The 24,752-nt window shown below is 67.3% G+C and carries 21 protein-coding genes; 10 read left to right on the top strand and 11 right to left on the bottom strand.

Annotation, left to right across the window (positions count from 1 at the left end; translation table 11 throughout):
• Positions 1-840, bottom strand: coding sequence for an ABC transporter ATP-binding protein (locus NMP03_RS11670; RefSeq protein ID WP_256505583.1), 840 nt, complete (start codon positions 838-840; stop codon positions 1-3).
• Positions 837-1,943 carry an ABC transporter permease gene (locus tag NMP03_RS11665; RefSeq protein ID WP_256505582.1) on the bottom strand — a complete coding sequence of 369 codons (1,107 nt, stop codon included), beginning with the start codon at positions 1,941-1,943 and terminating at the stop codon, positions 837-839. Before NMP03_RS11665 ends, NMP03_RS11670 begins: the two co-directional genes overlap by 4 nt.
• 50 nt (positions 1,944-1,993) lie before the next feature.
• Here NMP03_RS11665 and NMP03_RS11660 point away from each other — a divergent pair, with 50 nt between their 5' ends.
• Positions 1,994-2,677: an HAD family hydrolase gene (locus tag NMP03_RS11660; RefSeq protein WP_256505581.1), complete on the top strand. Its 684-nt coding sequence runs from the start codon at positions 1,994-1,996 to the stop codon at positions 2,675-2,677.
• 25 nt (positions 2,678-2,702) lie between these two features.
• Here the strand turns inward: NMP03_RS11660 and NMP03_RS11655 are convergent, their stop codons facing one another.
• The 3 genes from NMP03_RS11655 to NMP03_RS11645 are packed head-to-tail and all read right to left on the bottom strand — an operon-like array spanning position 2,703 to position 8,419.
• Positions 2,703-3,974 (bottom strand): DUF445 domain-containing protein, encoded by a 1,272-nt coding sequence (locus NMP03_RS11655; protein ID WP_406697694.1) that lies wholly within the window; start codon positions 3,972-3,974, stop codon positions 2,703-2,705.
• Positions 3,975-4,005: 31 nt separating this feature from the next.
• The gene (locus NMP03_RS11650) at positions 4,006-7,212 is read right to left on the bottom strand and encodes an efflux RND transporter permease subunit (protein WP_256505580.1); all 3,207 of its coding nucleotides are present in this window, start codon (positions 7,210-7,212) and stop codon (positions 4,006-4,008) included.
• Between the two features lie 13 nt (positions 7,213-7,225).
• The gene (locus NMP03_RS11645) at positions 7,226-8,419 is read right to left on the bottom strand and encodes an efflux RND transporter periplasmic adaptor subunit (protein ID WP_256505579.1); all 1,194 of its coding nucleotides are present in this window, start codon (positions 8,417-8,419) and stop codon (positions 7,226-7,228) included.
• Positions 8,420-8,698: 279 nt separating this feature from the next.
• Between NMP03_RS11645 and NMP03_RS11640 the strand changes: the two genes are divergently transcribed.
• Positions 8,699-9,412, top strand: a complete 714-nt coding sequence (locus NMP03_RS11640; RefSeq protein ID WP_256505578.1) for an SIMPL domain-containing protein — start codon at positions 8,699-8,701, stop codon at positions 9,410-9,412.
• 84 nt (positions 9,413-9,496) lie between these two features.
• Here the strand turns inward: NMP03_RS11640 and NMP03_RS11635 are convergent, their stop codons facing one another.
• The 3 genes from NMP03_RS11635 to NMP03_RS11625 form a co-directional block, all read right to left on the bottom strand.
• Positions 9,497-9,751: a GlsB/YeaQ/YmgE family stress response membrane protein gene (locus NMP03_RS11635; RefSeq protein ID WP_256508107.1), complete on the bottom strand. Its 255-nt coding sequence runs from the start codon at positions 9,749-9,751 to the stop codon at positions 9,497-9,499.
• 122 nt (positions 9,752-9,873) lie between these two features.
• Positions 9,874-10,173, bottom strand: a complete 300-nt coding sequence (sciP, locus tag NMP03_RS11630) for a CtrA inhibitor SciP (RefSeq protein WP_033920667.1) — start codon at positions 10,171-10,173, stop codon at positions 9,874-9,876.
• Between the two features lie 97 nt (positions 10,174-10,270).
• A complete protein-coding gene (locus tag NMP03_RS11625; protein ID WP_256505577.1) occupies positions 10,271-10,498 on the bottom strand; it encodes a hypothetical protein in 228 nt (75 codons plus the stop codon).
• 100 nt (positions 10,499-10,598) lie between these two features.
• Here NMP03_RS11625 and mnmA point away from each other — a divergent pair, with 100 nt between their 5' ends.
• Positions 10,599-11,708 (top strand): tRNA 2-thiouridine(34) synthase MnmA, encoded by a 1,110-nt coding sequence (gene mnmA / locus NMP03_RS11620; RefSeq protein WP_256505576.1) that lies wholly within the window; start codon positions 10,599-10,601, stop codon positions 11,706-11,708.
• Positions 11,709-11,775: 67 nt separating this feature from the next.
• Here mnmA and NMP03_RS11615 read toward each other — a convergent pair whose 3' ends face one another.
• Genes NMP03_RS11615 through pdxH form a run of 3 tightly spaced genes read right to left on the bottom strand, consistent with a single transcriptional unit; the run spans position 11,776 to position 14,104 of the window.
• Entirely contained in the window at positions 11,776-12,573 is a 798-nt protein-coding gene (locus NMP03_RS11615; protein WP_256505575.1) for a PhzF family phenazine biosynthesis protein, read from the bottom strand.
• A complete protein-coding gene (locus NMP03_RS11610) occupies positions 12,570-13,517 on the bottom strand; it encodes a cation diffusion facilitator family transporter (protein WP_256505574.1) in 948 nt (315 codons plus the stop codon). The genes NMP03_RS11615 and NMP03_RS11610 overlap by 4 nt, the downstream gene beginning before the upstream one ends.
• Positions 13,514-14,104, bottom strand: a complete 591-nt coding sequence (pdxH, locus tag NMP03_RS11605; protein WP_256505573.1) for a pyridoxamine 5'-phosphate oxidase — start codon at positions 14,102-14,104, stop codon at positions 13,514-13,516. Before pdxH ends, NMP03_RS11610 begins: the two co-directional genes overlap by 4 nt.
• Before the next feature lie 264 nt (positions 14,105-14,368).
• Between pdxH and ku the strand changes: the two genes are divergently transcribed.
• The 7 genes from ku (at position 14,369) to fabI (ending at position 24,746) form a co-directional block, all read left to right on the top strand.
• Entirely contained in the window at positions 14,369-15,286 is a 918-nt protein-coding gene (ku, locus tag NMP03_RS11600; protein WP_256505572.1) for a non-homologous end joining protein Ku, read from the top strand.
• Positions 15,287-15,388: 102 nt separating this feature from the next.
• Positions 15,389-17,866 carry a DNA ligase D gene (gene ligD, locus NMP03_RS11595; protein ID WP_256505571.1) on the top strand — a complete coding sequence of 826 codons (2,478 nt, stop codon included), beginning with the start codon at positions 15,389-15,391 and terminating at the stop codon, positions 17,864-17,866.
• Between the two features lie 207 nt (positions 17,867-18,073).
• Positions 18,074-20,566: a circularly permuted type 2 ATP-grasp protein gene (locus NMP03_RS11590; protein WP_256505570.1), complete on the top strand. Its 2,493-nt coding sequence runs from the start codon at positions 18,074-18,076 to the stop codon at positions 20,564-20,566.
• Positions 20,567-20,882: 316 nt separating this feature from the next.
• On the top strand, positions 20,883-21,761 hold the full coding sequence (locus NMP03_RS11585) for a transglutaminase family protein (RefSeq protein WP_256508106.1): 879 nt from the start codon (positions 20,883-20,885) through the stop codon (positions 21,759-21,761).
• 202 nt (positions 21,762-21,963) lie between these two features.
• The gene (locus NMP03_RS11580; protein WP_256505569.1) at positions 21,964-22,893 is read left to right on the top strand and encodes a DnaJ C-terminal domain-containing protein; all 930 of its coding nucleotides are present in this window, start codon (positions 21,964-21,966) and stop codon (positions 22,891-22,893) included.
• 156 nt (positions 22,894-23,049) lie between these two features.
• Complete coding sequence (locus tag NMP03_RS11575; protein ID WP_256508105.1) at positions 23,050-23,946, top strand: YihY/virulence factor BrkB family protein; 897 nt, start codon at positions 23,050-23,052, stop codon at positions 23,944-23,946.
• Positions 23,943-24,746, top strand: a complete 804-nt coding sequence (gene fabI / locus NMP03_RS11570; RefSeq protein WP_319937591.1) for an enoyl-ACP reductase FabI — start codon at positions 23,943-23,945, stop codon at positions 24,744-24,746. Before NMP03_RS11575 ends, fabI begins: the two co-directional genes overlap by 4 nt.
• Positions 24,747-24,752 lie beyond the last annotated feature (6 nt).

Genomic DNA, 24,752 nt, shown 5'->3' with positions numbered 1-24,752 from the left:
TTACCTCATGCTCGCTTTGCGGTCGGCCCGCTCGGCGCTGTCGACCGCTGCGCGTCCGCGCGGCCCGTTGAAATATTCCTGAATCCACGGGTGGTCCAGCGCCAGCAGCTCGGGGATCGTGCCGACTGCAATGACCTTCTTGTCGGCCAATACCGCGACGCGGTCGCAGATCGCATACAGCGTGTCGAGGTCATGGGTGATCAGGAATACGGTGAGCCCCAGCGTCCGCTGGAGCGATTTGGTGAGTTCGTCGAACGCCGCGGCGCCGATCGGGTCGAGCCCCGCGGTGGGTTCGTCGAGGAACAGCAATTCGGGATCGAGCGCGAGTGCGCGGGCGAGCCCGGCGCGCTTCTTCATGCCGCCCGACAATTCGGAGGGGTATTTGGGGCCGGCATCAGCCGACAGCCCGGTCATCACCACCTTGTACGATGCAATTTCGGCGAGCAGCGTGCGATCGATCCGAGGATAGAATTCCTTGATCGGCACCTGGACGTTTTCGGACACGGTAAGCGTGGAAAACAGCGCACCGCCCTGGAACAGCACGCCCCAGCGCTTGCGAATCTCGACCGCCTCGGTCTCTTCGCGGTCGAGCGTGGTTTCGCCGAAGACTTCGATCTGGCCCTCGACCGGGTGCTGCAGCCCGATGATCGAACGCATCAGCACTGATTTGCCGGTGCCTGACCCGCCGACGACGCCGATGATCTCGCCGCGCCGCACATCGAGGTCGAGATTTTCGTGGACGACCTGCTCGCCGAACGCGTTCTTCAGCCCGCGCACGCAGATGATGTGGTCGCCGTCGCGCGCGTCGGCAGCGGGCGGGTCGGACCGAAGCTCGGTCATATCCAGCCGATCCAGGTAAAGAAGATCGCGAAGAACGCGTCGAGCACGATCACCAGGAAGATCGCCTGGACCACCGCCGATGTGGTGCGCAGCCCGACCTGTTCGGCGTCGTTTTCGACCAGCATGCCCTGGAAGCAGCCCGACATCGCGATGATCGCGCCAAAGACCGGCGCCTTGACCAGCCCGACATAGAGATCGGTGATCGGCACGACTTCGCGGATGCGCTGGATGAAGGTGATCGGCGGGATGTCGAGCGTCGCCCAGCTGAGCAGGCAGCCGCCGACGATCGCGACGATCGACGCGTAGAAGCCAAGCAGCGGCATCAGCAGGATCGCCGCCAGCACTCGCGGCACCACCAGCGCCTCCATCGGGGAAACGCCGATCGTGCGCATCGCGTCGATCTCTTCGGTCAGCTTCATCGTGCCGATCTGCGCGGCGAAGGCCGAACCCGATCGGCCCGCGACCATGATCGCGGTCATCAGCACGCCGAGCTCGCGGAAGGTGAGCCGGCCGATCAGGTTGATCGTGAATACCTCGGCGCCGAACTGACGCAACTGCACCGCACCCTGCTGCGCAATGACGATGCCGATCAGGAAGCTCATCAAGCCGACAATGCCGAGCGCCGACACCCCGACGACTTCGAAGCGGTGAACGACCGCGTTGAAGCGGAACCGGCGCGGATGACGGATGACGTTGGCAAAGGCGATAACGGTGGCGCCCATGAACCCCAGCAGGCCGAGCATCGTGCGGCCCGCCTGCGCGGTAGCCGCGCCGATCTCGTCGAGGACGCGCAAGCCCGAGCGCATCGGCTTGCCGGAAACCGCTATCGGCTGATCGGCGGCTTGCACCTGCTCCATCAGCTTGCCGCTATCTTCGCCCAGCCCGACGATCTCGGCATTGCGATCGCGCGCGAACCGGTGGACGACCCAAGCGCCGACGGTGTCGATCCGATCGACGCCGCTGAGATCGATCCGGGTCACCCCGCTATCGACCTGCTCGAGCCGGTCGGGCAGGTCGCCCAGCTGCGCCAGCGACAGATCGCCCTGCATACGGATGGTGTCGCCATCGGCGCCGTCGCGGGCAAAGTCGGCCATTCGCTTCATCGCCTGCCTCCATCGTCGATTTGAGATGGATCGGCAAGGTTATAGGCGGCATGGCGCAAAGGATGATGCGGCTGGCGATCTACGACATGGACAAGACGGTCACCCGCCGCGCGACCTGGACGCGCTTCCTGATCGCGGGCGCGGCGGGCCATGCGCGCTGGCGGCTGGCGCTGTTGCCCGTCGCGGGGCTGTTGGCGCTGGGGCACCCGCTCGGGCTGATCGACCGATCGCGGCTCAAGCACGCGACGCAGCGGCTGATGCTGGGGCCGCGGCTGAGCGAGCAGGACCTTGCGCGGCTGACCGCGGCGTTCGCCGAGGCGATCGACCGCGACGAGGTGCTGGCGGCAGCACGCGCGCAGATCGCCGCCGATCGCGCCGCGGGTTACCGGCTGGTGCTCGCGACCGCGTCGTACCGCTATTATGCTGAAGTGATTGCGGCCCGCCTTGGCTTCGACGCCGTGGTCGCGACCGAGGTCCGGCGCAATGCTGCGGGCGATGTGCTGAGCGGAGTCGCGGGCGACAATTGCTATGGTCCCGCCAAATTGGCGATGATCGAGGCGTGGATGGCGCGCGAGGGGATCGCCCGCGGCGAGGCCCAGGTGCGGTTCTACAGTGATCACGTGTCCGACGCCCCCGCGTTGGCCTGGGCCGATGAAGCGTTCGCGGTGAACGCGCATGCGCCGCTCAAGGCACTGGCGGCGCGCGAGGGGTGGGAAGTGCTCGACTGGCGGTAAGGGTCTTTGGCGTAAACGATTGGAATTACAGCCAGCCATCGATCGCGTGGATCGCCAAGCCGACGATGCCGCCCACCAGCGTCCCGTTGATCCGGATATATTGCAGGTCGCGGCCGACCGCGTTTTCAAGGCGTCCGGTGATCGTCGCTGCGTCCCAGCCGCGCACGGTGTCGCTCACCAGCCGGACGATCGCGTCGCCATAATCGGATGCCGCCCCCACCACGGCGCGGCGCGCGAAGCGGTTGATCGTCGCGGCCAGCACCGGGTCGGATTGCAGTGTGGTGCCGAGCTGGCGAAGCGCCTCGCCCAGCCGGCCCGCCATCATCGCGTCGGGATCGCGCGCCATCCGCAGCAGGCCGGCGCGCATCGTCTCCCACACCCCCTGCCACCAATTGCCGAGCGCGGGGTTGTCGAGCATCTCGTCCTTGAACCGCGCCACTTTGGCCTGCGTCGCAGGATCGTGCTGCAGGTCGTGGGCGAGCTGCGCCAGGCCTTCTTCGGCCTTGGCGCGCAAGGGGTGGTCGGGATCGTCGGCCATGGCGTGGACCAGCTTTTCCAAGCCGTCGATGATCTTGTTCGCCAGCGTCTCGTCGAGCCCGGTCCAGCGCAGCACCGCGCCTGCGCGTTCGTGCACCATCGCGCGGATCAGATGCTGGTTCGATTCGAGAATCCGCGCGGCCCGACGGATCGTGCCGTCCATCAGCGGACCGTGACGGCCATCGGCGATCGCCGCTTCCAGCGCCTGGCCGAGCAACGGCGCGACGTCGAGCCGGCGCAACTGCCCCGACAGCGCGCCGCGGACCATCCCGCCCAGCCGTTCCTGGTCGAGCGATTCGAGGATGTTCGCCGCCAGCCGTGCGGCGCCATAGCGCATCCGCCCGCCCGCGGCGGTGGCGTTGCCCTCGGTCAGCCAGCGCCCCGCCGCGCCGGCGATGTCGATGCCGCGCATCCGCTGCGCGACGACGCGGGGAATGAGGAAATTGTCCTTGAGGAACACCGCCAGCGTGTCGCCGATCCGGTCCTTGTTGCGCGGGACGATCGCGGTGTGCGGGATCGGCAGCCCGAGCGGGTGACGGAATAGCGCGGTGACCGCGAACCAGTCGGCCAGCCCGCCCACCATCGCCGCCTCGGCGAACGCCTGGACATACCCCCAGGCGGGGTGGCCGCCCGCATTGAAGCGCGCGACCAGGAACAGCCCCGCCATCGCCACCAGCAGCCCGGTCGCGACGCGGCGCATCCGCAGCAACGCGGGCGGGGGGATATCGCCCAATCGGATGCCGGGTGTGCGCAAGCTCATTGCGCACATAATCCCCCAGCGGGGCGAAGGTTCACTCGGCGGGCTGGGTGCCCGGTCCGCCCTGCCCTGGCCGATAGGGGATCCGCCCGCCGGGGGTGTGGTCGAGCGTCGGGCCGACGGGATCGCCATCGCCGGGGCGATAGGTGAGCAGCCGCTTCGACAGCCGCGGCCCGATCCAACGTTCGATGCCGACCGCAAGGCTGAAGCTGGCGGGAACGATCACGAGCGTGAGAATCGTCGAGACGATCAGCCCGCCGATCACGGTGATCCCCATCGGCGCGCGCCACGATCCGTCGCCCGACAGCGACAAGGCGGTGGGCACCATGCCCGCGACCATCGCGACGGTGGTCATTACGATCGGCTGCGCGCGCTTGTGCCCGGCGTCGACGATCGCGGTGAACTTGTCGACGCCATGCTCCATCTCCTCGAGTGCGAAATCGATCAGCAGGATCGAGTTCTTGGCGACGATGCCGAGCAGCATCAGCAGCCCGATATAGACCGGCATCGAGATCGGGTTGCCGGTAAGCCACAGTGCGAGCAGCCCGCCTAGCGGCGCGAGCAGCAGCGACCCCATGTTCACGAAGGGCGGCATGATCCGCTTGTAGAGCAGCACCAGCACCGCGAAGACCAGCAGGATCCCCGATATGACCGCGACGATGAAGTTGTTGATCATCTCGCCCTGCCACTTGGCCTGGCCCAGCGTCAGCCGGTTCACGCCGATCGGCAGGTTCTGCATCGTCGGCAGCGTGTCGATCGCCTTCATCGCCTCGCCCGAGACGACGCCTGGGGCGAGATCGGCGCCGATCATCAGCCGGCGCTGCTGGTTGATCCGGTCGATCCGCGTGGGACCCGCGCCGAAGCCGATATCGGCGACGACGCGCAAGGGAACCGATCCGCCGCTATTGGTGGGCACCGGCAGATTCTCGATCGTCGACAATTTCTCACGCGCGTCTTCGCTCAGCGCGACGCGGATCGGGATCTGGCGATCGTTGAGCGAGAAGCGCGCGCTGTTCTGGTCGATGTCGCCGAGCGTCGCGATCCGGATCGCGCTCGACAGTGCCTGCGTCGTCACGCCGAGGCTCGCCGCCAGGTCGAGGCGCGGGCGGATCGTGATCTCGGGACGCTGCATGTCGCCCGTCACGCGCGGCGCGACCACCATCGGCAGCGTCGCCATCTCGGCCATGATCTTGTTGCCGGTCTCGTTGAGCAGCACCGGGTCTTCGCCGCCGAGCGTGATCGACAGGTCGCGCCCGCTCGATCCCCAGCCCATCTGCGAGCGGAAGGCGACGCGCGCGTCGGGGATCTTGTTGAGTTCAGGCGCGAGGCTGCGCTCGAACTCGACGCTGGTCATCTCCTTGTCCTCGGCCAGGATCGCGGTGACGCGGCCGTTGCCGACGAAGGCGCGGGCATAGGTGTCGGTGACCGCGGGCTGCGCCGCCAGCAGGTCGCTGACGCGGTCGACCACCGCTTGCGTCTGCGCCAGGGTGGTGCCGGGGACCATTTCGATCGTCGCGGTCGAATTGTCCTGATCCTGCGTCGGCTGGAACGTCTGCGGCAGCACCATCAGCAGCGCCGCGGTCGCCGCCATCGCCAGTGCGCCGAGCCCCATCACCCACAAACGATGATCGAAGATCGGGGCGATGAAGCGGTTGAACCCACCCTTTGCCGCGACGCGTGCCGCGCGATCGCGATTGAGCGACCAGCGCAGCAGCCCGACATAGCGGTCCATCACCCAGCCCTCGCCATGGACGGCATGGCCCTTCGACTTCAGGAAATACGCGGCGATCATCGGCGTGATGAGCCGTGCGACCGCTAGGCTGACGAGCACCGCCGCGACGACGGTGAGGCCGAAATTCTTGAAGAACTGCCCCGAAATGCCGGGCATCATGCCGACGGGCAGGAACACCGCGACGATCGCCATCGTCGTCGCCAGCACCGCCATGCCGATCTCGTCGGCGGCGTCGATCGACGCCTGATAGGCCGATTTGCCCATCCGCATGTGTCGCACGATGTTCTCGATCTCGACGATCGCATCGTCGACGAGCACGCCCGCGACCAGGCTCAGCGCCAGCAGCGTCATCTGGTTCAGCGTGAACCCCATCAGGTCCATGAACCAGAAGGCGGGGATCGCCGAGAGCGGAATCGCCAGCGCCGAGATGATCGTCGCGCGCCAGTCGCGCAGGAAGAAGAAGACGACGATCACGGCCAGGATCGCGCCTTCGACCATCGCGGTGATCGCGGTTTCGTATTGCGCCTCGACATATTTGACGTTGTTGAACAGCAGCTCGAACCGCACCTTCGAATTGCGTTCGTTGAGTGCCTTCAGCTTCTCCTGCGCGCCATAGAAGACCGCGACGTCGGATTCGCCCTTGGCGCGTTTGATGTCGAACGCGACGACCTGCGCGTCGTTATATTCGGCGTTCGATCGGCGCTCGGCGATGCTGTCGCGCACCTGAGCGATGTCCGACAGGCGAACCGTGCGCCCCGCGACGGGGATCTGCGTCTGGCCCAGATCATAGGCGGTCTGGGCATTGCCGATCACGCGTACCGATTGTTCGGAGCCAGCGATCTCGGCGCGCCCGCCCGCGGCGTTGAGGTTCACCTGGCGCAGCGCCTGGTTCACCTGGCTGGCGGTCAGCCCCATCGATTGCAGCCGCGTAGGGTCGAGGACGACGCGGATCTCGCGATTGACGCCGCCGATGCGATCGACCGCCGACAGGCCGGGCACCGACAGCAATTCCTTGGCGACGGTGTTGTCGACATACCAGCTGAGCTGTTCGATCGTCATATCGGGGGCGACCGCGGTGAAGCTCGCCAGGTCGTTGTCGGTGGTGTTGGCGCGGAACACCTGCGGCTCGAGAATACCCTCGGGCAGGTCGCCGCGAATCTGGTTCACCGCTTCGCGTACATCCTGCACCGCGCGGTCGATCGGCGTGCCGATGTTGAGCTGAATGATCGTCTGCGACGTGCCTTCGGTGACGTTCGATTCGATCTGATCGATGCCCTGCAGGCTGCGTACCGCCGCCTCGACGCGCTGGGTGACCTGCGTTTCGAGCTCGGTCGGCGCCGCGCCCGGCTGGCTGATGACCACGATCGCGATCGGGAAATCGATGTCGGGGTCCTGGTTCACGTCCATCCGCATGAAGCTGACGATCCCCGCCAGCGTCAGCGCCACGAACAGGACGAGCGACGGCACCGGGTTGCGGATCGACCAGGCCGAGATGTTGCGGAAGTTCATGGCAGCTTGTCGCCTATTGCTTGAGCGTCGTCAGTTGCGGATTCACCTTCTGCCCCGGCGTCAGGAAGCCACCGGCGGTCAGCACCACGCGTTCATTGCCTTCGAGCCCGCTCATGATCGAAACCCCGCGGTCGGACACTTCACCGACGGTGACGCCGCGCCGCACGGCCTCCTGCTTGCCGTTGAGCACATACACGTAATTACCCTGGGTGTCGCTCAAAACCGCCGATTCGGGCAGCAGCGGCGCGACCGCCGCGCCCGCCACGATACTCGCGCTGGCAAAGCCACCGGGGCGAAGCGCGCGGTTGAAGGGCAGCGCGATCCGCGCGATTCCCTGGCGGGTCTGCGGGTCGATCACCGGGGAAACCTGCCAGACTTCGCCCTTCACGGTCAGGTTGGTGCCGACCGGCGTGACTTCCGCGGGAACGCCGACCGAAATTCGTGAAAGGTCGTTTTCGCTCATCTGCGCGCGCATCTCCATCTGGCCGTTCATCGCGATGCGGAACAGCACCGCTTGGCCCCCGCCGACGATCTGGCCCGCCTCGACATCGCGCGACAGAACCAGCCCGGCAGCGGGCGCGCGGATGTCGAGCCGCTGATTGCGGGCGCGTGCCTCGGCCAACTGCGCTTGGGCGACGCTGACGCGTGCGCGCGCGGCGTCGCGGGTGGCGGTGCGGCGCTCGACATCGGCCTTGGACACGAAGCCGCGCGCGACGAGCTGGGCTGCACGATCGAGCTCGGACTGCGCGATCCGCGCGTCGGCACGCGCGACTTCGACGCCCGCGGCGAGCGACTGCGCGGTCTGCGTCTGCACCGAGCGATCGACCGTGGCGAGCACTTGCCCCGCGCGCACCAGATCGCCGGGTTCGACCAGCACGCGGGTGACGACGCCGCCCTCGCCGACGACGCCGATCGGCATCTCGCGCCGCGCGGCGAGCGAGCCGGTGCCCGACAGGATCGTGCGAATCGTCTGGCGTCCGGGCACCGCGACGGTGACGGTGGGAATCTGGCCCCCCTTATCGGCAGCTGCCGCGGCGGTCTTGGCTGCCGCGGCATCGTCGCCGCGGGCGAGGAAGAACCACGCCCCCGCAGCGATCGCGATCGCGACGACGATCGCGATGATGACCCAGCGCCGACGCTTGGGCTCGACGACCTCGCCGGGCAGCAACCGCCCGTCACTCTCGATCGTCGAACTTTCGTAATTCATCCATCCACCCCTTGGTACGCCCGGCGAGCCGATCCCGATCGGGATCGACCTGCCGCAATCTCGCTGTATTACAGGAATAACTCACCGGTCTCAAGCCACCGATTTCTAATGCGATGAGATGCCCGTTCCAACGTGATATCGCAAGCGAATGCGGATGCCCGGCGGGCGCCTTTCGGTACGGACGCGAATCGACTAAAGTCGGATCGATTTCGTTCAGCCGAGGTTGCCGACTTTATGGCACCTGATGGACGCGACTCATCCCCGGGGCGGAGAAATTCGATGCGATTCCTGATCCTTACTGCTGCGATTCTTACGCAAGGCGCGCTGCCCGTCGCCGCGCAGACCACCGTGACTGCAGCGGCGCCCGCCGACGTCACCTTGCTCGACGTCGTCGCCGAGGGGCGCACCACGCGGGTGCCCGATTTGGCGACGATCGGTGCGGGAGTGGTAACCCAGGCCGCCACCGCAAGCGAGGCGATGACCGCCAACGCTACCGCGATGGCGCGCGTCCTGGCGGCACTCAAGCGCGCCGGCGTCGCCGATCGCGATGTCCAGACCGCGTCGATCTCGCTCAGCCCGCAATATCGCTATGGCGAGAACCAACCGCCGATTCTCACCGGCTATCAAGCGTCGAACCGGGTCAACGTCCGTTTTCGCGACATTGCCAAGAGCGGGACGATCCTCGACGCGCTGGTGAGCGCGGGGTCCAACCAGATCGACGGGCCCAATCTGACGCTGGCCGAACCCGATGCAGCGATGGACGAAGCGCGCGCCGATGCGGTGAAGCGCGCCCGCGCCCGCGCCGAATTATACGCCCGCGCGGCGGGGCTTCGCGTCGATCGGATCGTGTCGATCAGCGAAAGCGGGCAGATCGCCCAGCCGATGCCGGTGATGATGCAGAGCGCGCGGATGGAAGCCGATGTCCGCACCAAGATCGCCCCGGGCGAGCAGGAGGTCGCGATCACGCTCAATGTCCGCTTCGCGCTACGCTGAGGCCAAGGCGATAAAGGACGCGCAATAAAAAAGGGCCGCCCCGCTGGGACGGCCCTTTTCGGCTTGGCTTTACGTTCGCAGAAATTAGCGAACGCGGCCGCGACGTACCAAGTTGACGATCGCGAGCAGGATGATCGCGCCGACCAGCGACGTCAGGAACGACGTAATCGTGATCTGCTGATTGATCGAACCGCCGTTGAAGATCAGACCTGCGATGAACGCGCCGACGATGCCGACGACGATGTTCAGCAGCACGCCCTGCTGCGCGTCAGTGCGCATGACCATGCTTGCAAGCCAACCGACGACGCCGCCGACGATAAGCCATACGATAAGACCCACCATGTTATTCTTCCCTCTGTTATCGCCCGGAATCAGCCGGGCGGTTCGGAAGGTAATGACTCGCGAAGCGGCGGAATGTTCCGGCAACGTTTTGAAACGAGTGCCCGAGGGTTGCAAAAAGATCAGAATTTTGTCTGGCGCTCGTACAGAGAACGATAATGCTGGATTCGCGTCACCCGCAGTCCCGGCATCCCCGAGCGATCGATCGCACGCTGCCAGCTGGCAAATTCCTCGACCGTCAGATTGTAGCGTTCGCACACTTCATCGACCGTCAGCAGCCCGCCATTGACCGCGGCGACCACTTCGGCCTTGCGCCGGACCACCCAGCGCGTGGTGCTGGGGGGCGGTAGCGTGTCGAGCGTGAGCGGTTCGCCGAGCGGCCCGATCACCTTGGCAGGTCGGATCTTTTGATTCTCGATCATAGGTACCCTCGATCGGGGCGGGGGGCCCCCGTCAATTTCATCATCTTGTACACCGTGCCTCTGAAGATCGGCTGAAATCCAAGGGTAAACATCGTCTTCATTCGCTAGTCCGTCGTGCCAGCGCTGCGGCGGTAGCGGCATTGAATGCAGCGTCGCATCGCAGCGGCGCGGTTTCGGTCACTGGCTGCAACGCCAGCCGCGCCTGCAATCGAGCGGTGACGCTGCCCGCCTGCCGCCCAGCCGCCGCGGCCAACAGCACCGCGAGCCCACCGGGCACCGCGGTGACGATGGTACCACGGTCGAACCGGGCGAAACTCAGATCCACGACTGCAACTCGATCATGCAGCCGGGGTAGCGACCATAACTGAAGGGCTGGTAAAGACGCGTTTTGCATCGACGGACCGCGCGCCTTATGTGACGGACCGATGATCGAAGCCGATTTCCAGCTTGGCACAGGCCAAAATCGCACGCCGCGCATCGTCGTCGCCATGTCGGGCGGGGTCGACAGCTCGGTGGTGGCGGCGCTCGCGGCACGTTCGGGCGCCGAGACGATCGGCGTGACGCTCCAGCTCTACGACCATGGCGAGGCGGTGGGGCGCGCGGGCAGCTGCTGTGCGGGTCGCGACATCCGCGATGCCCGCGCCGTCTGCGACCGGCTGGGGATCGCGCATTATGTGTTCGACCATGAATCGTCGTTCCGCGAACAGGTGATCGACGATTTCGCCGACAGCTATCTTGCCGGGCGCACCCCGATCCCCTGCGTGAAATGCAACATGGGGCCCAAGTTCACCGATCTCTTCAAGATGGCGCGCGACCTCGGCGCAGATGCGCTGGCGACGGGGCATTATGTCCAGCGGGTGATCGGCGCGGACGGCCCCGAACTCCACCGCGCGGTCGATCCGGCGCGCGACCAGAGCTATTTCCTGTTCGCGACCACCAGCGCGCAGCTTGATTTCCTCCGCTTTCCGCTGGGCCGGCTGCCCAAGGCGGCGGTGCGCGAGATGGCGGCCGAGATGGGGCTGGGGGTGGCGGGCAAGCCCGACAGCCAGGACATCTGCTTCGTCCCCGATGGCGACTATGCCTCGCTGGTGCGCAAGCTGCGACCGCAGGCGGCGGCGGTGGGCGAGATCGTCCATCTCGACGGGCGCGTGCTGGGCGAGCATCGCGGGCTGGTCAACTATACCGTCGGCCAGCGGCGCGGGCTTGAGATCGGTGGCTTGACCGAGCCGCTCTACGTCGTCCGATTAGACCCCGAGACCAAGCGCGTGCTGGTGGGCCCGCGCGCTGCGCTGGCGGTGGCGGCGGCGCGGATCGAAGACATGAACTGGCTGGGCGGCGACCATCGCGGGCCGCTGACCGCCAAGGTGCGATCGATGGCCAAGCCCGTCGACGCGCGGCTCGACGGCGACCGGGTGGTGTTCGATGCCCTCGAATATGGAGTCGCGCCGGGGCAGGCGGCGGTATTCTATGCCGGCGAGCGCGTGCTGGGCGGCGGGTGGATCGCCGAGACCGAGGCGGCGTTGCTCGCGGCTTAGGTGGGCGGATACTTCAACAAGAGAAAGAACGGCACTTCGACAGGCTCAGTGCGAACGGGGTTACGGATCAGACCTCGAAGCTTCCCTCGATCACCGTGACGCAGGCGCCGCGCACGATCACGCGCGCGCCGTCGACTTCGCAGTCGAGATGGCCACGGCGCTGGCTTGCCTGGAGCGCGGTGAAGCGGTTTCGCCCGAGGCGCTTGGCCCAATAGGGGGCGATCACCGCGTGCGCGCTGCCGGTAACGGGGTCTTCGTCGATCCCGGCGGCGGGGGCGAAGACGCGGCTGACCACGTCGGTCGACTCGCCGGGCGCGGTGACGATGTTGAGCGTGTCGCCGATCGCGGCGAGCGCGGCGAAGTCCGGCTTTACCGCCAGCACCGCAGCTTCGTCGGCGAGCACGACGACGCCATAGCCATTGGGGTGCCACCGCGTATCGACGGGATCGGTGACGCCGAGCGCCTTGACCATCGGCGCCATGTCGGCGCGTTCGGGGGGATAGGCGGGCAGCGCCATCGCATATCCGTGATCGTCCTCGCGTACCTCGAGCACGCCCGCCTTGCGCGTCATGAAGCGCACCCATTCGCGGTGGAAATCGGTGTGGCGCAGCACATAATGCCCCGCTGCCAGCGTTGCGTGGCCGCACAGCGCGACCTCGACCGTCGGGGTGAACCAGCGCAGCAGATAATCGGCCTGTTCGTTGCGATCGGCCACCAGGAAGGCGGTTTCGCTGAGGTTGTTCTCGGCGGCGATCGCCTGGAGCACCGAATCGTCGAGCCATGCGTCGAGCAGGAGCACCGCCGCGGGATTGCCGGTGAAGGCACGCGTCGCGAAGGCGTCGACCTGGGCAAAGGGTAGTTTCACACGCGCTTCCCGAACCAATGGGGGGTGACGTCGGCCTCGACCAGCGGATTGTCGGTATCGACATGCCCCTGCGGATCGAGATGGATCAGCACTTCGACCTTGGGGTGGCTGCGGCGAAGCGCGCGCTCGACATTCTCGACGATGTCGTGCGCGGCGGCGACGGTGAGCGTCGAATCGACCTCCATATGGAACTGCGCGAAATCATGCGCGCCCGACCGACGGGTGCGGAAATCGTGGATCCCCTTGAGCCCGGGCTGGCGCGCGGCGACCTCGATGAAGGCGGCGCGCTGGGCTTCGGGCCATTCCTTGTCCATCAGCTGGTCGATCGCGTTCGACGATGCCTTGAACGCGCCCCAGCCCAGCCAGAGCGCGATGGCGATGCCGAACACCGGATCGGCCCAGGTGAGCCCGGCGAACTGGTCGAGCGCGAGCGCACCGATGACCGCGGCGTTGAGCAGCACGTCGGACTGGTAATGGACATTGTCGGCCATGATCGCGACCGATCCGGTGCGATGGATGATGCTGCGCTGATACAGCAGCAGCGCGGCGGTGGCGCCGATCGCGATCACCGACACGCCGATGCCGAATTCGGCGTCGGCGGTGGGCTGGGGCGACTGGAAGGCGACGATCGCGCGCCAGCCGATCGCCAGCGCCGACGCAGTAATGAGTGCGACCTGGAACAACGCCGCCAGCGCCTCGGCCTTGCCATGGCCGAAGCGATGGTCGTGGTCGGCGGGCTCGCCCGCGAGCTTGACGCCGTACAACGTCACCAGGCTTGCCAGCAGGTCGAGCCCGGTATCGGCAAGGCTGCCGAGCATCGCGACCGAGCCGGTGTGCCACGCGGCGAAGCCCTTGAGCGCAAGCAGGAACAGCGCCATTGCAACGCTCGCCAGCGCAGCGCGCATCGCGAGCGGAATGAAGCGGCGGCGTTCGTCGAGCGTCATGGGAACAGCATTCCTTCGGTCCAGCCGGCGCCGGCATTAGGGGCCGATCGTTCGAAGACCCGGCGCTCGTGCAGGCGGTGCGCGCGGTCGTTCCACAATTCGATCCGCGCGGGGACGATCCGATAGCCGCCCCAGAAGGGGGGGCGCGGCACGCCGGTGCCGTCGAAGCGCGCCTTCACTTCCTCGAAGCGTGCTTCGAAGGTCGCGCGATCGGCGAGCGGGCGCGATTGGTCGCTCGCCCAGGCGCCGAGCTGCGAATCGCGGCCGCGGCTGGCGAAATAGGCGTCCGATTCGGCGTCGCTCACCCATTCGACATGGCCCTCGACGCGGACCTGGCGGCGCAGGCTCTTCCAGTGGAAGAGCAGCGCGGCATGGGCGTTCTGTTCGAGCTCGCCGGCCTTTCGGCTGCCGCGATTGGTGTAGAAGACGAAGCCTGCATCGTCATGCCCCTTGAGCAGCACCATCCGCACCGAGGGGCGGCCGGCGGCATCGGCGGTGGCGAGCGCCATCGCGGTGGGGTCGTTGGGTTCGCTGGCCCGCGCTTCGTCGAGCCAGGCGGTGAAGGTGGCAATCGGATCGGTCGTCATGGGTGATTCGCGCTCGGAAGGCTACAAAAGCTACACCACGTCCCCCCCGAATTGCCCTTCTCCGCGCCAAACGGATGCAGGGCGCGCGAGCAAAGGCGGGCATTGGAAGCGGGATTTCGCATAGCGCCCCTTAGCGCAAGTGACCGCTTGTAGGACAGCCCCGCCCAGAGGCTGTATCGCGACGGTATCGCAGGGGGATCGTGCCGGGGCGGAACGACTCGCCGCCTCGCGAATTGAATCGCCTTCGCAACGAAGGAACCGGCGATGGCGGCACGTGCATATTGGCAAGGGCAGATCCGGCTGGCGCTGGTGTCGATCCCGGTCGAAATCTATTCGGCGACACGGTCGGGGGCGTCGGTGTCGTTCCGCCAGATCCACGAGCCGACGGGCAAGCCGATCGCGTATGAGAAGGTGGTCGCGGGCGTCGGCCCGGTCGATGCCGAGGATATCCTGAAGGGCTACGAGATCGAGAAGGGATCGTACGTCCTGCTAGAACAGGACGAGATCGAGGCGGTGAAGCTCGAATCGAAGAAGACGCTCGAGCTGACGCAGTTCGTCGATGCCAACGAGATCGACGTGCTCTATTACGAGAAGCCCTATTTCGTGGTGCCCGCCGACGACCTGGCAGAGGAGGCGTTCATCGTGCTGCGCGAGGCGCTGAAGCGGACGAAGAAGGTGGGGCTGGGGCAATTGGCGCTGCGCGGGCGCGAATATGTCGTCAGCCTCAAGCCGTGCGGGCGCGGGATGGTGCTCGAGACGCTGCGCTATGCCGACGAGGTCCACAAGGCGCAGGGCTATTTCCGCGACATCCCCGATTCGAAGCCCGACGAGGATCTGCTCGAATTGGCCGAGACGCTGATCAGCAAGAAGAGCGCGAAGTTCGATCCGCAGATCTTCCACGATCGCTATGTCGATGCGCTGAGGGAGCTGATCGAGCGCAAGCGCAAGGCCAAGGGGGGCAAGATCATCGAGCAGGCCGACGAGGCGCCGGCGAAGCGCGGGTCGAACGTGGTCGATTTGATGGCGGCGCTGAAGAAGTCGCTCGAAAAGCCGGGGGCGACGACGGGGGCGGATGCCAAGAAGCCGGCGGCGAAGAAGGCGCCGGCGGCGAAGGCACCCGTGAAAAAGGTGCCGACCGAGGCTGCTGCGGCGAAGAAGGCGCCGGCGAGGAAGCGGGCGTGATGGGGCCACCGTTCGTTTCGAGCGAAGTCGAGAAACGGCAGCTAAGCGCGCCATATGGGTTTCTCGACTTCGCTCGAAACGAACGGGGAGAAAGGGATCGCCGTGGCTAAAGCCCCCGATCCGCTCGCCAAATATAACGCCAAGCGCGATTTCTCGCGTACCGCCGAACCCGCCGGGACGCTTGAGAAGGGCAAGGGCAACCGCTTCATCGTGCAGAAGCACGACGCCAGCCGGCTGCATTATGATTTCCGCATCGAGGTCGACGGGGTGCTCAAGAGCTGGGCGGTGACGCGCGGGCCTAGCCTAAACCCCGACGACAAGCGCCTCGCGGTGCGAACCGAGGACCATCCGCTGTCGTATGGCGATTTCGAAGGCGTGATCCCGGCCAAGGAATATGGCGGCGGGACGGTGATGCTGTGGGACGACGGCAGCTGGGCGCCGATCGCGGGCAAGTCGGCGAAGGATATCGAGGACGGCCATCTACACTTCATACTCGACGGGCAGCGGATGCGCGGCGAGTGGATGATGATCCGGCTGAAACCGCGCGGCAAGGAACGCGGCGAGAACTGGCTGCTGCGCAAGGTGAACGATGCCTATGCGGGGGGATCGGATGCGCTGGTCGAGGGCGAACTGACCAGCGTGAAGACCGGGCGGACGATGGCCGAGATCGCCGAGGGGAAGGCGGCCCCTAAAATCCTCCCCCAGCGGGGGAGGGGGACCGCGCCCGCAGGGCGTGGTGGAGGGGGGGAGCCGCAGGCGGTGCGCTCGCGGAAAGCCCCCTCCACCGCTGGGGGAGGATTTAGGGCGTTGCAGCTCGCCACGTTGGTCGACTCGGTGCCTGCCGGGAACGGCTGGCTCCACGAGGTAAAATATGACGGCTATCGCGCGCTGATCTCCACCGGGCCTAGCGCCAAGGTCTTCACGCGGTCGGGGCTCGACTGGTCGGACAAGTTTCCCGGGATCGTCGCGGTCGCCGAAACGATCGCGCCCGCGCTGATCGATGGCGAGATCGTCGCATTCAAGGATGGCAAGCCCGATTTCTCGACATTGCAGAAGGCGATTTCGGAGGGCGGCGACGGGCTGACATTGTTCGCGTTCGACCTGCTGGCAGAAGGTGGTGAGGATCTTGCCGCATTGCCGCTGGTGCAGCGCAAGGAGCGGTTGCGTCCGCTGATCCCCGCCGAGGACGATCGCATCCAGTTCGCCGAGCATGTCGTCGGCGCGGGCGAAGAGCTGTTCGAGGCGATGTGCCGCGAGGGCTATGAGGGGATCGTGTCGAAGAAGATCGACGCGCCCTATCGCGGCACGCGGACCAAGGCGTGGCTGAAGGTGAAGTGCACGCGGCGGCAGGAATTCGTGATCGTCGGCTGGCTGCCGACCAAGGCCAAGGGGCGCGGCTTCGCGTCGTTGCTGGTCGGGCTGCACGGCGACGACGGCCTGGTCTATGCGGGCAAGGTCGGGACGGGCTTCGATGCCGCGACGCAGGACGATCTGCTGGGACGGCTCGAAAAGCTCGCGCGCAAGACCGCGCCGGTGGACGTGCCCCAGGCCGCGGCGCGCGGGGCGCAGTGGGTGACCCCCAAGCTGGTCGCCGAGGTGGCGTTTGCCGAATTCACCGGAGAGGGCGTGCTGCGGCATGCGAGCTACCTCGGCCTGCGCGGCGACAAGGCGGCCAAGGACGTGGTGGCCGAGGTGCCGGTGGCGGTCGAGCGCGCGGCGTCGAGCGTGAAGATCAGCAGCGCCGATCGCATCATCTTTCCCGAGGACGGGATCACCAAGGGCCAGCTCGCCGATTATTATGCCGATGTCGCGGGAATCCTGCTGCCCTTCGCGGCGAACCGGCCGATCAGCCTGGTGCGCTGTCCGCAGGGGCGCGCCAAGCAATGCTTCTTCCAGAAGCACGACGCGGGAAGCTTCGGCAAGCAGGTCCACCAGGTCGATATCCGCGAGAAGGACGGATCGACCGAGCCGTATCTATATGTCGACGACGCCGACGGCCTGGCGGCGTGCGTGCAGATGGGGACGATCGAGTTTCACGGCTGGGGATCGCTGGTGGGCGATGTCGAAAAGCCCGATCGGCTGGTATTCGACCTCGACCCCGACGAGGGGCTCGGCTTCGACGAGGTCAAGCGCGCGGCGATCGATATCAAGACGCAATTGGCCGATCTGGGGCTGACGAGCTTCGCGATGCTGTCGGGGGGCAAGGGGGTGCATGTGGTGGTGCCGCTGACCCCGGTGGCGCAGTGGCCCGCGGTCAAGTCGTTCGCCGACCGCTTTTGCCGCGCCTTGGCGGCGAACGAGCCCGAACGCTATGTCGCGACGATGTCGAAGGCCAAGCGCAAGGGGCGGATCTTCCTCGACTGGCTGCGCAACCAGCGCGGGAGCACCGCGGTGCTGCCGTATGTCGCGCGCGCACGGCCGGGGGCGCCGGTGGCGGCGCCGGTGTCGTGGACCGAGCTCAAGGACATCGACACCCCCGCACGCTGGAGCGTGCGCGATGCCGCCGAGCTGATCGAACGTGCGAACGGGCGCGGGCTGGCAGGCTGGGGCGCGGCGCGGCAGGTGCTGCCCGATTTGTGAATTGCTCCCCTCCCTGGAAGGGAGGGGATGGGGGTGGGTGGAGTTGGGTGCGGTACGGTTGCCCGCGCGGTTGGTCGCGGTCGCCTGCACCAGCACTCGACCCACCCCCGGCCCCTCCCTTTCAGGGAGGGGAGTTATCCCGGTTGCGCCGTCGCAGAACTTGTGGTCACGTCGGCCTTCGTTTCAGCAGGGCTTTAAAGAGTGAACATGGCGACGCGCGCGACCAGCTTGTTCGACGCCGGCGTCATCGCCGATCGCTGGATCACCGAGTATTGCGGCGCGCACCCGCGCGGCGGCGACGTGCTGTGCAGCGCCAAGGGCGCCGCCGCCGAAGCATGGCGCACCGCGCTCGAGGAAATGGCCGGGGTGACCGGCGATTCGCTCGAATATGCGCGCGAGCGGGCGCAGCGCCAGGCCGACGATATCGGCACCGGCTTTCGCATCGCGGGCGAGAGCGAGGAGCGCGCCTGGCCGCTGTCGCCGATCCCGCTGATGATCGAAGCCGACGAATGGCGCGCGATCGAGGCCGGGGTGATCCAGCGCGCCGAATTGTTCGAGACGATCGTCGCCGACATCTACGGCCCCGGCCGGCTGGTGTCGGGCGGGCTGCTGCCCGCGAGCGTGGTGACGGGCAGCCCGTGGTTCCTGCGGCCGATGATGGCGCTCGAGCCGCCGGGCGGGCATCACCTGCATTTCGTCGCGGTCGACCTGTGCCGCGGGCCGACCGGCGAATGGCGGGTGCTGGGTGACCAGCTGCGCGCGCCGGTGGGGGCGGGCTATGCGCTCGAGAACCGGCTGGCGATTTCGCGCACCCTGGGCGGCTTGCAATCGCGGCTGCATGTCGAGCGCCACGCGCCCTTCTTCGCGCAATTGCGCGATGGGCTGGCCGAGGCATGCCACCGCGTCGAGCCGCGGATCGGGCTGCTGACTCCCGGGCGGCTCAACCAGAGCTATGCCGAGCAGGCGCATCTGGCGCGCTATCTGGGGTTCCTGCTGGTCGAGGGTGCCGACCTGGCGGTGATCGAGGACAAACTGTATGTCCGCACGATTGCGGGGCTCAAGCGGATCGACGGCATCTGGCGGCGCACCGATCCGCGCCTGCTCGACCCGCTGGCGTTCGATTCGACCTCGGCGATCGGGGTGCCGGGGCTGATCGATGCGATGGCGGCGGGCAATGTCGTGATCGCCAACGCGCCGGGCGCCGGCGTGCTCGAAGCCCCCGCGCTCGCGGCGTTCCTGCCCGCGCTCTGTACCCGGCTGACCGGCGACGCGCTCAAATTGCCCAATATCGCGACCTGGTGGTGCGGCCAGCCGCGCGAGGCGCGCCAAGTCGCCGACGAACTCGACAGCATGATCATCGCCTCGGCATTCGGGGTGGCGACGCGGGTGCTGCCCGATTGCAACGCGGTAGTGGGCGCCGACCTGAATGCCGCCGAGCGTACGGCGTTGCTCGCCGACATGAAGCTTCGCCCGCAGGATTATGTCGGGCAGGAGGTGGTGCACCTCTCGACGATGCCGGTGGTGATCGACGATGCGCTGGCGGCGCGGCCCTTCGCGCTCAGGGTGTTCGCGGCGCGCAACGGCGCGGGCGGCTGGACGGTGCTGCCCGGCGGCTTTGCGCGGCTGGGGCGGCAGGGCGATGTCCGCGCGACCGCGATGGGCGAGGGGCTTTGGTCGGCCGATGTGGTGGTGCACGGCCCCGAGCCGGTCGAGCCGCTCTCGCTGCTGCCCGCGGTCGATTCGCAGCATCTGCGGCGCAATCCGGGGACGCTGCCCAGCCGGGTGGCGGACAATCTGTTCTGGCTGGGGCGCTATCTCGAACGCGGCGAGGCGCTGCTGGGCGTCATCCGCGTGCTGCTGGGCAATTCGATCAGCGCCGATACCGGTGCGGCGCTCGCCGGGCCGACGGTCGAGCGGCTGGTGCGGCTGATCGTCGAAACCGGCGCGGCGCCCGCGCCGCCCAGCCTGAAGCGGCAGGACCTGACCGCCTTCGCGCGCGCGGCGATGGAGGGGGTCGAGGAGGGCTGGTATTCGGTGCGCGCGACCAACCGCCAGGCGCGCGGGCTGGGCCGCGTGTCGCGCGACCGGCTGTCGGCCGACATGATCCGGCTGCTCGACGCGCCGCATCCGGTGCGCGGCGGCATCCTCGATCGCGCAGGCTCGCTGCAGCGGCGCTATGCAGCGCTCGCGGGGCTGTCGGCCGAGCATATGGGGCGCACCGATGCGTGGCGGTTCCACGATCTGGGGCGGCGGATCGAGCGCGCGGCCAAGGTGGTGCGCAACCTGGTGGCGTTCGGGATCGATGCCTCGACCGCCGATGACCTGTCGACGCTGCTCGATTTGGCCGACAGCCAGATCAGCTATCGCCAGCGCTATCTGACCGGGATCGCGCGGGTGCCCGCGATCGACCTGGTGGCGCTCGACCCGGGCAATCCGCGCGGCCTGGCGTTCCAGGTCGCGGCGATCGGCGAGCATCTGGCGGCGCTGCCGGTGCTGAGCGACGACGGTCTTGGCGAGCCGCAGCAGATGGCGGCGACGCGGCTGCGTGCGATGGTGTCGACGCAGGCAGCCGCGACGCTCGATGCGGCGACGTTGGGGGCGGTCGAGGCGGAGCTTTACACGCTCGCCGAGGCGGTGGCGCGGCGCTATTTCCTGCAAGGGTCGGAACCGTTGCGCGGGGCGGGGCTTACGCTCGCGTGAGTTTTTCGGTTCCTTGCGGTGGCGGTGTGCCTGTCGGGGCGTTGGCTCCCGTTTTCCGCGGGTCGCGTCCGTGGATGGTTCGCGGCGGCCCTTCGACAAGCTCAGGGCGAACGGGGGGTGAGGGGTGTCGACCCCAATCTCCGTTCGTGCTGAGCTTGTCGAAGCATCGGCCCGCATTTTCCGCCGGGCGCGTCCGTGGATGGTTCGGGCCGACCCTTCGACAAGCTCAGGGCGAACGGGGGGTTGGGGCGCGCGCACCTCACCCGGACGGGGATAGGGTGGTTCGTTCGTCGATACGGGGATTCCCCGCCCGATGATGCGCTACGCCATCCGCCACGTGACGCGCTTCGATTATGACGAGCCCGTCGCATTCGCGCGCTGCAACCTGCGGCTGGAGCCGATCGAATGGCCGGGGCAGCGCGTCGAGCGTTATGCGCTGACGATCCTGCCCGGCGGGCGGACCAAGCCCGCGCGCGCGCAGGCGGGGCTTGCCAATGTCGTGCGGCTGGTGATCGAGAGCGCGGTCGAGGTGCTGACGATCGAAAGCGTCGCCGATGTCGTGGTCGAGCGGCTGATCCCGATGCCCGATCCGAGCGACCCGACGCTGCGCGAGATCGGCGAAATGGCGCGCGCCAGCCGCGATCTGTCGGCGCTGTCGCCCGCGGCGTATCTGTTTCCCTCGCCCCGCATCCCGATCGACGACGGCATCGCCGATTGGTGCGCGCAGGAGCTCGATCCCGAGCGGGGCGGGCTCGTGGCGGCGATCGCGCTGGCGCAGCGGATCCAGCGCGAATTCGCGTTCGATCCCGCCGCGACCCTGGTCGATACGCTGCCCGCCGAGGCGTTCGCCAACCGCCACGGGGTGTGCCAGGATTTCGCGCAGATCATGATCTGCGGCCTGCGCGCCGCGGGGCTGCCCGCCGCTTATGCGTCGGGCTATCTGCGCACGCTGCCGCCGCCGGGCGAGGAACGGCTGGTCGGCGCCGATGCGACGCATGCCTGGGTATTGCTGTGGTGCGGTCCGACGCGCGGCTGGATCGGGGTCGATCCGACCAACGGCATCTGGATGGCCGAAGACCATGTGATCGTCGCGATCGGCCGCGACTATGGCGACATCGCGCCGATCGACGGCGTGGTGCTGGGATCGGGGGCGCAGGCGATGGATGTGTCGGTCGATGTGGCGCCGGTGGGGTAACTACTCCCCTCCCTCCTAGGGAGGGGTTGGGGGTGGGTAGCGTCCTGGGGATATGGTTGCTGTTGCGCGTGCGGCTTCCGTATCGCGAGCACTCGACCCACCCCCGGCCCCTCCCTTTCAGGGAGGGGGGAAGAAGGGGAGGAAGATTGCGAATCCGGCTCCCTTCGCCCATCTAGGGCGCGACCAACCAACGGGGAACTACGTGGCCGATCCTTATGCAGCTTTGGGCGTATCGCGCGGGGCGAGCGCCGACGAGATCAAGAAAGCGTATCGTACGCTCGCCAAGCAGCTGCACCCCGACCGCAACAAGGACAATCCCGCCGCCACCGAGCGCTTCGGCAAGGTGACGCAGGCCTATGACCTGCTGACCGACAAGGACAAGCGCGCGCGCTTCGATCGCGGCGAGATCGATGGCGACGGCAATCCGACCTCGCCGTTCGGCGCGGGGCCGTTCGGGCAAGGCGGGCCGGGCGGGCCGGGCGGCTTCCGCCCCGATTATGGCGGCGGCAGCGACGGCGATATCGGCGACATCTTCGAAGGTCTGTTCGGCGGGCGCGCGGGCGGCGGCGGCTTTGCCGGCGGGTTCGGGCGACGCCAGCCGCCCGCAAAGGGCGCGAATGCGGCCTATCGGCTGGCGGTGCCTTTTATCGATGCAGCGACGCTCGCGCCGCAGCGGATTACGCTGGGCGACGGCAAGACGATCGACCTGAAACTGCCTGCGGGGGTCGAGAACGGCACCCAGATGCGGCTGGCGGGCAAGGGCCAGCCGGGGCCGGGGGGTGCGGGCGATGCGATCGTGACGATCGAGGTGCAGCCGCACCGCTTCTTCACCCGCGACGGCGACGATATCCGGCTCGACCTGCCGGTGAGCCTGGCCGAGGCGGTGCTCGGCGGGCCGGTGCGCGTGCCGACCCCCGACGGCGCGGTGATGCTAACGGTGCCCAAGGGGTCGAGCTCGGGCAAGACGCTGCGGATCAAGGGGCGTGGCTTCCACAAGAAGACCGGCGGGCGCGGCGACGAATTGGTGACGCTGATGATCGAGCTGCCCGCCGACGATGCCGCGCTGGCGGCGTTCGTCGAGGGGTGGGAGGGCCGCGACCAGGGCGATCCGCGCGCGCGGTTCGGGGTTTGAAATTACTTGAACAGGCCCTCACCCTTCCGGCGCTACGCGCCTCCCTCCCTCTCCCGCAGGCGGGAGAGGGAGGGAGGCGCGATAGGGTGAGGGCCTGTATCCGTGATTGAAGCCTCACCCCCCGAATATACCCCCGAAGCGCGCGCCAAGAGCGGGATGCGGCGGCGGTTGGCATCGCTGGGGATCGGCGACCGGTTCATCGAGGTCGCCAGGCGGGTGGCGCTGGGAACCTATGACGATGGCTTCATGCACGCGGGCAACCTCGCCTATCTGTCGCTGCTGACGCTGTTTCCCTTCTTCATCGTCGCGGCATCGATCGCGCAGATCTTCGGGCGGACCGGCGATGGGTTGCAGGCGCTCAACGCGTTCCTGCAGACGGTGCCGCCCGAGGTCGCGGTGTTGCTGCAACAGCCGATCACCGATGTACTGGCGGCGCGCGCCGGGTCGCTGGTGTGGTTCGGTGTGATCGTCGGGCTGTGGACCACCGCGAGCTTCGTCGAGACGGTGCGGCTGATCCTGCGCCGCGCCTATGGCGTGACGATGTCGCGGCCGTTCTGGGAATATCGGCTGGGGTCGGTCGGGCTGATCCTCGCCTCGGTGATCCTGGTGATGGTGGCGTTCAGCTTCCAGGTGATCCTGACCGGTGCCGAGACCTTCATCACGCGGCTGTTGCCCTTCGCATCGGATGCCGCGCGGATCGTGTCGCTCAGCCGGATCGCGCCCGCGGTCGCGCTGTTCGGCGCACTGTACATGCTGTTCTACACGCTCACCCCGTCGCGCTGGCGCTGGTCGAAATGCCCCAAATGGCCGGGGCCGTTGGTGGTGACGATCTGGTGGAACGCCACCACTGCGTTGCTGCCGCCGACGCTGGGGATGCTCGGCGGTTACGACCGCACTTATGGCAGCCTGGCGGGGGTGATGATCGCGCTGATCTTCTTCTTCATCATCGGGTTGGGGGTGGTGATCGGCGCCGAGCTCAACGCCGCACTGGCGGAAGTGCCCGAAAACGGGCTAGAGGACGCCCCCAATGACGAGAAGGCGGGTGCGGCGTGACGGGATTGATGCAGGGTAAGCGCGGGCTCATCATGGGGCTCGCCAACGAACGCTCGCTGGCGTGGGGGATCGCGCAGCAGCTCGCCGGGGCGGGCGCCGAGCTGGCGTTCAGCTATCAGGGCGAGGCGCTGGCCAAGCGCGTGCGACCGCTGGCGCAGCAATTGGGCTCCGATTTCCTGTTCGATTGCGACGTGTCGGACATGGCGGCGCTCGACCGCGCGTTCGAGACGCTCAAGGAACGCTGGGAGACGATCGACTTCGTCGTTCACGCGATCGGCTTTTCGGACAAGAACGAGCTGCGCGGTGCCTATTACGATACCAGCCTCGACAATTTCCTGATGACGATGAACATCAGCGTCTATTCCTTCACCGCGATCGCGCAGCGCGCGCAGGCGATGATGCCCAATGGCGGATCGCTGGTGACATTGACCTATTACGGCTCGGAAAAGGTGGTGCCGCATTACAACGTGATGGGGGTGGCCAAGGCCGCGCTCGACATGTCGGTGAAGTACCTCGCGATGGACCTGGGGCCGCGCAACATCCGCGTGAACGCGATCTCGGCGGGGCCGATCCGGACGCTGGCGGCGAGCGGGATCGGCGATTTCCGCTATATCCTGAAGTGGAACGAGCTGAACGCGCCGCTGCGCCGCAACGTGACGATCGAGGATGTCGGCGGCGCGGGGCTGTATCTGTGCAGCGACCTGGCGAGCGGCGTGACCGGCGAAATCCACCATGTCGATGCCGGCTATAACGTGATCGGGATGAAGGCCGAAGACGCACCGGATATCGCGCTGGCTTGAGGGGCG

The sequence above is a fragment of the Sphingomonas qomolangmaensis genome (genome assembly GCF_024496245.1).
Lineage (GTDB): Bacteria > Pseudomonadota > Alphaproteobacteria > Sphingomonadales > Sphingomonadaceae > Sphingomonas > Sphingomonas qomolangmaensis.
The sequence above is the reverse complement of the archived record's forward strand: the minus strand, read 5'-3'. Positions and strand labels throughout refer to the sequence as shown.